The organism is Ectothiorhodospira variabilis (assembly GCF_022227625.1).
GTDB lineage: Bacteria > Pseudomonadota > Gammaproteobacteria > Ectothiorhodospirales > Ectothiorhodospiraceae > Ectothiorhodospira > Ectothiorhodospira haloalkaliphila.
Map to the genome: position 1 here is coordinate 1 of NZ_JAJNAO010000032.1, position 10,982 is coordinate 10,982.

Consider the following 10,982-nt stretch of genomic DNA (forward strand, 5'->3'; position numbering starts at 1 on the left):
CTCACTACCTTCATGCAAGAGACTCAGGCCCATAGTGTTGATTCACTGGGGCCCACTCCATTATGCCGACCGTGGAGCGCGCTGCGCAGGTCCGGCTGTCATTGGATGGGGCCGTTGGGTAGCGTCGGCGCTGGCTCGTTGCCTCAGGGTGGGCGCAACACGTGTTGCGAGCGGAATCATCTTCCACCTCACCCATTATGCCGAGCTGAACTGGGCCGCCCCCTGGTAATGATTCGCGTGGATCGGTTTTTCAAAACATGAGCGCCAAGTTCAATGCCGCCCTGGCCGGATGGTGTTGTGGCCAGGGCGGCATCGGGAGGCCGATTGATCAGTCCAGGGGGCTCAGTAGACTGTGATGAATCACCCGTTACGTGCCGGCGGTGCCATGAACTCAGGCCCTACCGGGTCGGTGATGTGGGTGTCGAGGATGCGATCGATCTGATCGCGGTCTTCCCCGGTCAGCGCGATGTCCATGACCCGATGCACGGGGGCGCCCTGCTCGGGGCGGCGGGCACCCCACAGGGCGCTCGTGCCCCTCAGTCCCTGTCCTCTTCCCGGTCATCGCCAGGACAGTATGGTACCCACCGTCGCTGAGTCGACACACGGTCGACGTTACTTTTGTGCGGCTGTGTAGGAGGCTTGCAGCATGGCGCGCCCCCGACTGATCCGATGCCAATGGTCAAGGGCGTGCGAGCACGACGATCAGCATGGGGGTGCACGGTGGCGAAGAACGATCCGTTGGGGCAATTGTGCCGGTTCACTGCGGTCGGTTTGTTGAGCCTGATGGTGCTGTTTGGGCACTCGGCGATCCCGGCTTTGGCGGCGGGGAATGGCACCGCTGAAGACTCGATTGAATCGCTGTCGGATGACCAGGTCCATGAGATGGCAGCGCTCTATTTCGAGGGTCGACTCACCCTGCGAGCGCTGCGCGCCTGGGGCGCATTGCCACCGCGTTTTGATCGTCTCGCCCTGGAGCTTCGCGACCAGGGCGTGGATCTGATGGGGGCGGATCCCGAACAGGTGCTGGCCTGGTTCTGGCAGGCCCATACCGGCGAATCGGATGCCCTGAGCCGGCGGTTGGATGATCTCGAGGATCTGACGGCCTTTGTCGATGCCCTGGTGGCAAGACTCGTCGAGGCCGATGCCGACGTGCCCGTCGATCCCGAATTGGCAGCGCTTTGGAAGGCCGCGGTGGTACATGAGCCGGTGTTCCCTGAATACCCGGAGCCGGTTCCCGAGCGGGTACATCTGGGCCAGGAGGCCACCGAACTGCTCACTGACCCCTGTCGGGGCCTGGAACTGGCGGAAGAGGACCGTGAAGCGGATTCCCATCAATGGCCGGAGCATCCACACGACCTGCTGCAAACGCCCCTGGCTCAACAGGTGCAAGGCCTCAGTCAGGTACAGCTGGATGCCACGGTGAGCGTCACCCGCGAGGTCATGCGCCAGTTCATGCCTCCCATGGATCCCTCACAGGCCATGGCCTACGAAGAGTCCTGGGCTCAGGTGATGGACTTTCCATCCATGGCACTGCTGCACTGGCTGGACCGCATGAACCCGCTGCTGGTGGAAGCCCTGGCTCATGCACGGGCCCTGGATGTGCTCTTTGAAATGTTCGAGGAGGCCCTGTTCGAGGCCGAGATGGCAGCGGCGTATGATGCCGACGAAACAGTGGAAAGCCACATGAGGGTAGTCGGCGCGATCCACCAGCGTGTGCAGTCCCACGGGCAGCGCCTGACAACCCTGGGGGATCACATGGAAGCCCTGGGGCCCCCGCCGGATCCGCGCATGGACGCCTGCGACGCTCAGCAGCGTTTTGCTCGCCGGCTCAATGACCTGATGCCATCCCATGAACTGGAAGGGGCCTACATGCAGGCACCCATCTCCATCCGACTGGAAGAGAGCGAGGAGCACCCGGACGGCTGGACACGGCACCGGCGCGCTGAGCGGCATGCCATTCATCAGGTCTATGAGCGCTTGAGTACCGAGCCCGATGGCGTTGTCATGTTTTACCGTTTTGAAGAACGTGAACGCGATCGTTATGCCTCCCATGACGAAGACGTGATGCCCGAACTGCAGGGCGTGATCGACCAGGTGGGTGAGCGCATCCGGGCCGATATGGGCAGGGACCGTGACTGGTGGGAGGTGATTCATGCCGATCCCCTGCCGGATGGCTGGGTGACTTACGACTACGACGAAGACAGGGGCCAGAGGCTCGGGGTGACCTTTTATCGACCCACCCCGGAACGCTTGTTCGTGGATCACTATCGGGTGGTGGGAGATGAGGTCACCAGCGCACGGCGCACGGTGCATCAGCGCCAGCCGGAAGGGCTGGTCGTGCGGCGCTACGTGACCGGTGAGTCCCGGGCAAGCATTCAGCAGGCAATCCAGGAGAACCGTGAAGAACTTCGGGAAGCCCTCGCCCAGCATCGCCGGAGTCGACAGGCCTATCAGGACTTCCTGCGCGCGGGCGGGGAACTGCCGCCACTGCCGGATCCCGAGGAGCTGCACTGGGTGCTGGTGGACGTTTCCCATGATCAGGATATGGAGCGTCGTGAACTGACCGGTCAGCCCTGGGGGTACCCGGAAATGAACCCCAACCTGGAAAGGCATTGCGTACCCGTGGACCTGGAGTATTCCCTGGGGCGCATGAGTCTGGATTGGCAGGTGGAGACCACCCGACGGGAGACCCATTACCAGGCACCAACGGTGAGCGTGCCGGCCTGCGTGCAGGATGGCTCGTGCGTCCAGGTGTACAATCCGCGTGCTGGCGAGCCTGGCAGCGGCCCGCGGGTCGAGACCGAGACCGTTACCGTGGAGGAAGAATCTCGAAGGACCGGGATGAATTGGGCGTTCCCCCCTGCTGTGATGGCCGATGGCAGTGAGTGGCGACCGCGCGTGGGAGGGGAAGGAGAGTGGCGGTGGCGGGTGTACCGCACACCTTCGGGGCAGCGTCACACCAGCCTTTCCGCAGCCATGACCCAAGCCATGGCGGCGCCGCGACTGCCGGGCATGGAATATGTAGCTGGCACCGGTCCCGCAGGGCAAACACCGGTGATCCCCTTCCATAGTGGCGAGATTCGCCAGTCACAGCACGACCATGTGATGGCCGTGATTGCGCACACCGACTGTGGCAACGTTCAGGCCCGGTTTCATTATCGGCTCACCGAGCTGTCTGCCGACGAAGCCCGGCACCTGGCGCGTCGCATCGAGTCACGTCTCCTGAGTGACGCACCGTTGGAGGGCGATCTGCTCATGGCGGACCACGCCGACGCAGCCGATGCCCCGCCTGAAGAAGTGCCCGAGGTGGACCCGATTGCCGCACGCATCGCCCACCATGAGAACAATATCGACCTGTTGCGCGATGACCTCGGCCATTATCGTTCCATGCTGTCGCAGGCGACCGACGCGAAAGCCCGCAAGAATCTGTCCTGGATGATTCTCGCCAAGCAGGCTGACCTGCAAGGGGAGATCGACGCCATCGCTACCCTGCAGACCGGGCAATTCACACGCACCCGCACCGGCTGGGACGACATGCTTCAGCTCCAGGCGGAGAACAACACCAGAGCGCTGGCCAAGAAGATCGCCCAGGAAACCCGGGTGGTGGACAGCTACGAGCGTGCATTCGAGCTGATGCCGGAGCAGGATCGCATGGACGCCCGGGCTTGGGCGGAGGCCACCCTGGGCACGGATTACGACCTGGATCAGCTACGGGAGGTCACCCACGGCCTTCTGGAGCGAGCCCAGCAGGGGCAGTTGGCCGAGTTCGACCGGCATCAGGCCGACGCCGAGTGGTATGAGTGGTACGAGGATCGCCTGGAAACGGTCAAGACCGCCAGCGAGTACACCATGCTGGCGGCACCCTTCATCACCGGGGGTGGCACGGTGGCTCTGGCTTACAGTCTGAGTTCGGGTTCGGTGGATGGCTATCAGACCGGCGGTGTGCTGGGCGAGGACTATCGGGGTGCCACGGGCATGATCGCCGGACTGGGAACCACCATGGTGCGTCAGTATTCCTCCAGGGCCAACCACGTCATCACCTTTTACGAGGGCTATCAGACGGGTGGAATCACTGGCGGCGCCAGCCATTGGGCCCGTTCGTACGTGCGTCAGCAGGCCATCGGCTATGCCACCAATGTCGGTCTGCATTACCAGAACAAGTACATCCGGGGACGCGAGCAGGCGCGTCTGGGTGCCTGGCGTGAGGCACAAAGGGAGGTGGACTTCCGCCAGCAGCGGCAATACGGCAAGGCGATGGTGCAGAGCCATCATGATCTGTACCAGGAACACCGTCATCTCAAGCGCAGTGGCGCCCCGGCCTCCCAGGTTCGGGCGATGGAGCGCCGCCTCATGGACAGCACTGCGGCCATCAAGCATGCCCCCCACGCCAAGGGCTACCTGAAGTTCGGCGATCCGGACATGACTCCGGCCCAACGCGCTCAGCACCGGCAAATGCAACGCGAGTACAACGCCACCGATCGGCTGCACACCCGGCGAGTGGTGCGGGATTATCGCAACGAACTGGCCCGCGCCGGTTACGACACCGAACAGTTATCGTTTCGACCCATTCGCAATGCGGGCAACACCTCTCCGGGCATGGATCTGGATCTGGCCGTGACGGTCAGGGATGGCCAGCACATCCGCTATCGCGACCCGGTGACGGGCCAGACCCAGGCATTGGGGCTTTACGAGGCCAATGGGCGGCTGAACAAGATATTCGAGGGGGTATATGGTCGCCACGCCGGAGGCCGATCGGCCAGTGAGTCGTTTCAGATGGTCACCACGAACGCGCATCTGGAGGCCTATCGCACCGAAGGCGGGCACACCAGTCCCTGGATACGTTTCCCCGAGATCATTGGGCGTGGGGACGTGCTGGGGGCGCAGGGTAGCGCCCTGCAGGCCATTGATCCGCGCCACGCCGCTGACGCTGCCCGCATCACCGAGTTCAAGGCCCAGCACATGGCGTCACACTACGCCCACATGGGGCGCGACAACGTCACCTGGGAGGTCTACCGGGGAACCGCCAAGGACATCAACACCAAGGTGCGCCCCTTGCTGCGGGAAAGGCTGCGCAACACACCAGATCCGGAGCACCGTGCCAAGCTGCGCGCGGATTATGACTTTTTCACCCAGTTGGCCCAAAGTATGGAGCTGGCCAATCATAACCCGGTGGAAGCGGACCGTCAGGTGCGGCGACTCACCGGCTATCACGGGTTGGACGTGGTCGACAGGATTGGGCTGACCATCACGGCCCTGGGGCAGTTTCGTTAAAGGCCACCTTTCGGAGCTTCATCATTTTTGCCGCTCTTTTGCCGACGAGGCCCGCGCGCACATAATACAGCACACTTCGGTCTGGCTCAGTCGCTTCGTGGGCAATGTCCTCGCTCGAGTCCTGAGCTCTCGGGGTGACGGTCCCCTCAAAGCAACCCGGACGACTGTCAGGCTCCGTCCCAGGCCGGCATGATGGTGAGCCTGGGAGGCGGGCAATTGCTGCACGAAGCTGGCGTATTGCCGGATGGGCCCCAATACGAGGGCGTGGTGATGCGGGCCGGGCAGGCCGGTCAACCTGGCGATCTGGGCCAGCATAGCCTGGCGGTGTGTGGGATTGAGAAGGGTCTGGGCATCCTGGATTGGTATCAGGCGCGCTGGCGATCCAATCGCGTCCGTGCCGGGCAGGCTTCGGCCTGGCTTATGGCCCAGCGAGCGCGTGATCCAGGAGGTCAGAGCGTTCATGGGGGCATGGTAGGGCGGGGGCGGGAGGTGTCCAAGAGTTTATGGTCTATTGGGAGGATGAAGGTTTTCGGATATTCCTGCGCGCCAGGAAGGTTGAGGTACCTGGTGCGTTGATGGAGAATCGGCGGGTTCCTGATGGTCTTCGAGAGCCGTGTCCTCGCGGATGGGCTGCCGCTTGGGGTCCACTTCAATAAGCTGGTTCGTATGCGGTAGGAAATCGCGTGATGATGCACCCAATCGAGGATCTGCTTGCCCAGCCGGAAGGCAAACAGCTGGAGTTCCAGCGTGCACTCGATTGAGGAAATGCAACGGCAGGTGCGCGGTACCACCTTCGACGCGCAACCCATGACAGAACTGTCGATCGAGGATCTGGACCAAGCGGCCATCCAGGAGGCCTTTGGCAGTGACGCCCCCCTGGGGGAAGCCAGGTTGCGCACCCTGCGGCTGCTGATGCCTTATCAGGGACGTTTGGTACCCAGTGTAGGCGGCATCCTGCTGTTTGGCCGTGAGCGTCAATGGCATTTCGCAGATGCCTGGGTGCAGTGCGGTCGATTTCGTGGCACGGAAAAAATCGACATCTTCGATCAGACGGATATCCATGAACCCCTGCCACAAGCCGTCAACAGCATCGAGTTGTTTCTCAAGAAGCACGCCTTCAAGAGCGCGGAGTTCGGGGCCATGCGCCGCCGCGACGTGTGGAGCATCCCGCTGACCATGCTGCGTGAGGCAGTCGTCAATGCCTTGGTGCATTGCGACTACTCGCAGCAGGGCAGCCCGATTCGGATCGCGTTTTTCGATGATCGTATCGAGATCGAAAGCCCCGGGCTGCTGATGCCGGGCATGACCATCGACGAGATGAAACGGGGCGTTTCGATGATCCGCAATCCCGTGATCGCCCGCGTGTTCCGCGAACTCGGATTGATCGAACAGTGGGGGAGTGGCGTCAAGCGTATCTTTGCCGAGGCGGCCGTCCAGGGGCTGCCGGAGCCACATATTGAAGAAATTGCCAATCGCATTCGGATGAGTGTCTGGCTGGCAGCGCCGGTGGTTGTGCCAGAAAACGCCCCAGTGACCCAGTCAGTGACCCAGTCAGTGACCCAGTCCGATGCACTCCTCCCTATGCTTCAGTTATTACGCGAGGGTTCGCAGTCACCAGGAGAACTTCGCCGACACCTGGAACTTCGGCATCGTGCCCATTTCCGCCGTCATTACCTTGTGCCCGCGTTGCAACGGGGACTCATCGAGATGACACTGCCCGAGACCCCAAACAGTCGCCTGCAGCAGTACCGCCTGACCGCAAAGGGCCAGCAATACCTCAAGGATCTGACATGAACACCGAAAATCACTCCCAGCTCGCCGCCTTCATCTGGTCCGTGGCGGACCTGCTGCGCGGGGATTTCAAGCAGTCCCAGTACGGTCGCATCATCCTGCCCTTCACCCTGCTGCGGCGCCTGGAATGTGTGCTGGAGCCCACCCGGGCCAACGTGCTCGGCGCCGCCCAGGAACACCAGAGCAAACCCGATGCGGTGCGCGAGAAGCTGCTGCTGCGGGCGGCGAATCAGCCCTTCTTCAATGCCTCACCCCTGACCCTGGGCACCCTGTCCGATACCCAGACCGGCGATGACCTGATGAGCTACGTGCAGTCGTTCAGCGGGGATGCCCGGGAGATCTTCGAGCACCTGGAGTTCGAGGGGTTCGTCCAGCAACTCACCGCCAACAACCTCCTTTACCAGGTGGTGCAGCGCTTCGCCGCCATCGACCTGAGCCCGCAGCGGCTCTCCAACTACGGCATGGGGCTGGTGTTCGAGGAACTGATCCGCAAGTTCGCGGAAAGCTCCAACGAGACTGCCGGGGAACACTTCACCCCCCGGGACATCGTGCACCTGACCACCTCCCTGATCCTCACCGGTCAGGAAGACCGGCTGCAACCGCACCGGATCGTCACCGTCTATGACCCCACGGCAGGGACGGTGGGCTTTCTCTCCGAGAGTGACGAATACATCCAGCAGGTCAGCCAGGACGTGACCGTGTCCCTGCATGGGCAGGAACTCAACCCGGAGTCCTACGCCATCTGCAAGGCCGACATGCTCATCAAGGGTCAGGCGGTGGAGCAGATCAAGCTGGGCAACACCCTCTCCGACGACCAGCTGGCGGGCGAACGCTTCGACATCATGCTCTCCAATCCCCCCTTTGGCGTGGAATGGAAGAAGGTCCAGAAGGCGATCACCGATGAGCACAAGCAGAAGGGCTTCGATGGGCGCTTCGGTCCCGGTCTGCCCCGGGTGTCCGATGGCTCTCTGCTGTTCCTGATGCACCTGGTGAGCAAGATGCGCCCCCGCCAGGAGGGCGGGTCACGCATCGGCATCATCCTCAACGGCTCGCCCCTGTTCACCGGTGGAGCCGGCAGCGGGGAATCGGAAATCCGCCGCTACCTGCTGCAGCACGACCTGGTGGAGGCGATCATCGGCCTGCCCACCGACATGTTCTACAACACCGGCATTGCCACCTATGTGTGGATCCTCTCCAACGACAAACACGCCGAGCGCCGGGGCAAGGTCCAGCTGATCAACGCCACCGACCGGGCCAGCAAGATGCGCAAGTCCCTGGGCAGCAAGCGCCAGTATGTGGCCGATGGCGACATCAACGAGATCGTGCGCCTGTATGGCGCCTTCGGGGAGACGGAGGAGAGCCGGATCTTCCCGGTGGAGGCCTTCGGCTACCGGCGCATCACCGTGGAGCGTCCGCTGCGGCTGAATTTTCAGGCCAGCCCGGAGCGCATCCAGCGACTGCTGGAGGAAAAGCCGATCCAGAAGCTTGATGGCACCACCCGCCTGGGCGTCCAGGCCGCCTGTGAGCGGCTGGATGCCGGGCACGTCTATACCAACCGCGAAGCCTTCCTGAAGGATCTGAAGGCGGCGCTGAAGGATCTGGACCTGAAACTGGGCGCCCCCGTCATGAAGGCCATTCAGGGCGCCCTGTCCGAGCGCGACCCCGAGGCCGACATCTGCACCGACGCCAAGGGCGACCCGGAGCCGGACACCAGCCTGCGGGACAATGAGAACGTGCCCCTGGGTGAATCCGTGTTCGACTACTTCGAGCGGGAGGTGAAGCCCCACGTCCCCGACGCCTGGATCGACGAGAGCAAGCGCGACGAACTGGACGGGGAGATCGGCATCGTCGGCTTTGAAATCCCCTTCAACCGGCACTTCTACAAGTTCACACCGCCCCGCCCGCTGGAGGAGATCGATGCCGACCTGAAGGCTTGCACGGATAGGATCAAGCGGATGATTGAGGAGCTGTCGGCGTGAGGCGGTCGCAGGGAATAGTGGACGATGTTTGCCTTGCTCTTTCTGGGTTGACAACGGACGTCAATGCTGGTAGCGTCCGCCTTAACAACACCCCCCAAGCCTATTCCGCAGTCCGCTGCGGTGACGCTCAAACCGGGGGGTTACTTTTTTTCGGGTGGTGGTAATGCGTTACGACAAGCCACCCACATCTATTGACGAGCAGATCGCGCTGTTGGTGGACAGAGGCATGTATGTGCCCTCTGCTGAACGTGCCGCACACTATCTTCGCCATATCGGCTACTATCGCCTCAGCGCCTACTGGCTGCCCTTCGAACATCCCCCGGTCACGCAAGGCCAGCGGTCTCACCGATTTCTGAATCAAGTCTCGTTCGATGACGTACTGGACCGGTACGTCTTTGATCGGAAGTTGCGATTGCTCTGTCTGGAGGCGCTGGAGCGTATTGAGGTCTCCATCCGCGCATCCTGGGTCAATGCGCTCGCTTTGAGGCATGGTCCCCATGCCTACCTTGATTCTAACCATTTCAAATGCGCCTATGAACACGCCGGGCAGGTGGCCAAGGCAGCCAGCGATATGGGGCGGAGCAGCGAAGTGTTCATTGAGCACTACCGGGGGAAATATTGCGATCCAGGGCTGCCACCAATATGGGTGATGGCGGAGACGCTCAGCTTCGGTGCGCTTTCCAAGTGGATTCAGAGTACTCGGGAAACCAATATCCAGAAAGAGGTGATGCATCACCTAAGGCTTCCGACGGTCGAGATCGTTCACGGTGTTTTTCATAACCTGAGCCAGCTACGCAACGTCTGCGCACACCACTCCCGCTTGTGGAATCGGCGTTTTCCCAAGAAGTATCCTCACATAAGGAAGATCCCCGATCTGCTTCATCCGGAGACCGAGGGAGAGGAGGCCCGCTATATCCGCAACCACTTGGTCATGCTTCGATACCTCATGCTGGTGATCAACCCCGGTACCTCCTGGCCACAAAGACTGTGTGACCTTCTGCAGCTGCAACCCAGTGGAACCATCGCTGCCATGCGCCTACCCGACAACTGGCTCGAACTTCTGCAACCCACTTCACTTGTGGGGCATCGAAAATGAGCTTTTTGAAATATCCCGAGTACAAGGATTCCGGCATTGAATGGCTGGGCGAGGTGCCGGCGCATTGGGACGTCAAGCAACTTAAATATTTGGTGACTTGTCTTGATGGCCAACGTATTCCGCTTAATGGGGTAGAGCGATACAGCAAGCAAGGCTCTGTTCCCTACTGGGGTGCAAATAAAATCATGGATTATGTGGATGAAGCAATTTTTGATGAGGAGCTAGTTCTTCTCAGGGAAGATGGAGCACCTTTTTTTGATGTTGGAAAGCCTGTGGCTTTTCATTCTTCGGGTCCTGTATGGCCAAATAACCATATCCATGTTCTTCGTCCCGGCGATAGTGCATGGGTGAAATCAATTGTCTATGGGCTTAACGCAACCAACTATATCGACTTCGTCGAGGGTTCTACCAGAGATAAGTTGACGCAATCCCGAATGATGTCTATTCCCTTGGCATGGCCACCGCATGACGAAAGAAACCACATAGATTCCTTCCTCGATCACGAAACCGCCCGCATCGACGCCTTGGTGGAGGAGCAGCAGCGCCTGATCGAACTGCTCAAGGAGAAGCGCCAGGCGGTGATCTCCCATGCCGTCACCAAGGGGCTTGATCCCGATGTGCCGATGAAGGACTCCGGGGTGGAGTGGCTGGGGGAGGTGCCGGCGCATTGGGAAATAAAGCAGCTTAAGCACGTCGTAAATCCTGCTACGTCTATTACTTACGGCATTGTTCAGGCTGGACCTGATTATGAGGGAGGTGTTCCCTACATTAAGACAAGTGACATGTCTGGAGATGAGCTACCGCTGCATGGCTATTCGAAAACATCCCCTGAGATCGACCGATCC

At 61.2% G+C, this 10,982-nt stretch carries 6 protein-coding genes; 5 read left to right on the forward strand and 1 reads right to left on the reverse strand.

Features of this window, described 5'->3' with window-relative positions; genetic code table 11:
• Positions 1–882 precede the first annotated feature (882 nt).
• The gene (locus tag LPW30_RS15625; RefSeq protein WP_239681325.1) at positions 883–5,271 is read left to right on the forward strand and encodes a hypothetical protein; all 4,389 of its coding nucleotides are present in this window, start codon (positions 883–885) and stop codon (positions 5,269–5,271) included.
• 21 nt (positions 5,272–5,292) lie between these two features.
• On the opposite strand, the gene LPW30_RS16225 is transcribed toward LPW30_RS15625, so the two are convergent.
• Complete coding sequence (locus LPW30_RS16225; RefSeq protein ID WP_084306656.1) at positions 5,293–5,733, reverse strand: TraI domain-containing protein; 441 nt, start codon at positions 5,731–5,733, stop codon at positions 5,293–5,295.
• A gap of 285 nt (positions 5,734–6,018) precedes the next feature.
• On the opposite strand from LPW30_RS16225, the gene LPW30_RS16160 reads away from it, so the two are divergent.
• The 4 genes from LPW30_RS16160 to LPW30_RS15645 form a co-directional block, all read left to right on the forward strand.
• Complete coding sequence (locus tag LPW30_RS16160) at positions 6,019–7,065, forward strand: ATP-binding protein (protein WP_203225292.1); 1,047 nt, start codon at positions 6,019–6,021, stop codon at positions 7,063–7,065.
• Positions 7,062–9,041 carry a type I restriction-modification system subunit M gene (locus LPW30_RS15635; protein WP_239681326.1) on the forward strand — a complete coding sequence of 660 codons (1,980 nt, stop codon included), beginning with the start codon at positions 7,062–7,064 and terminating at the stop codon, positions 9,039–9,041. The genes LPW30_RS16160 and LPW30_RS15635 overlap by 4 nt, the downstream gene beginning before the upstream one ends.
• Positions 9,042–9,204: 163 nt before the next feature.
• Positions 9,205–10,137, forward strand: coding sequence for an Abi family protein (locus LPW30_RS15640; protein ID WP_239681327.1), 933 nt, complete (start codon positions 9,205–9,207; stop codon positions 10,135–10,137).
• The coding region (locus LPW30_RS15645; RefSeq protein WP_239681328.1) for a restriction endonuclease subunit S at positions 10,134–10,982 on the forward strand (849 nt) is incomplete at its 3' end. The genes LPW30_RS15640 and LPW30_RS15645, both read left to right, overlap by 4 nt.

Excerpts from the sequence above, each read along its gene's own strand:
- LPW30_RS15625 (WP_239681325.1), top strand. The coding sequence starts at position 883 with ATGGCAGCGCTCTATTTCGAGGGTCGACTCACCCTGCGAGCGCTGCGC.
- LPW30_RS16225 (WP_084306656.1), bottom strand. The coding sequence starts at position 5,733 with ATGAACGCTCTGACCTCCTGGATCACGCGCTCGCTGGGCCATAAGCCA.
- LPW30_RS15635 (WP_239681326.1), top strand. The coding sequence starts at position 7,062 with ATGAACACCGAAAATCACTCCCAGCTCGCCGCCTTCATCTGGTCCGTG.
- LPW30_RS15640 (WP_239681327.1), top strand. The coding sequence starts at position 9,205 with ATGCGTTACGACAAGCCACCCACATCTATTGACGAGCAGATCGCGCTG.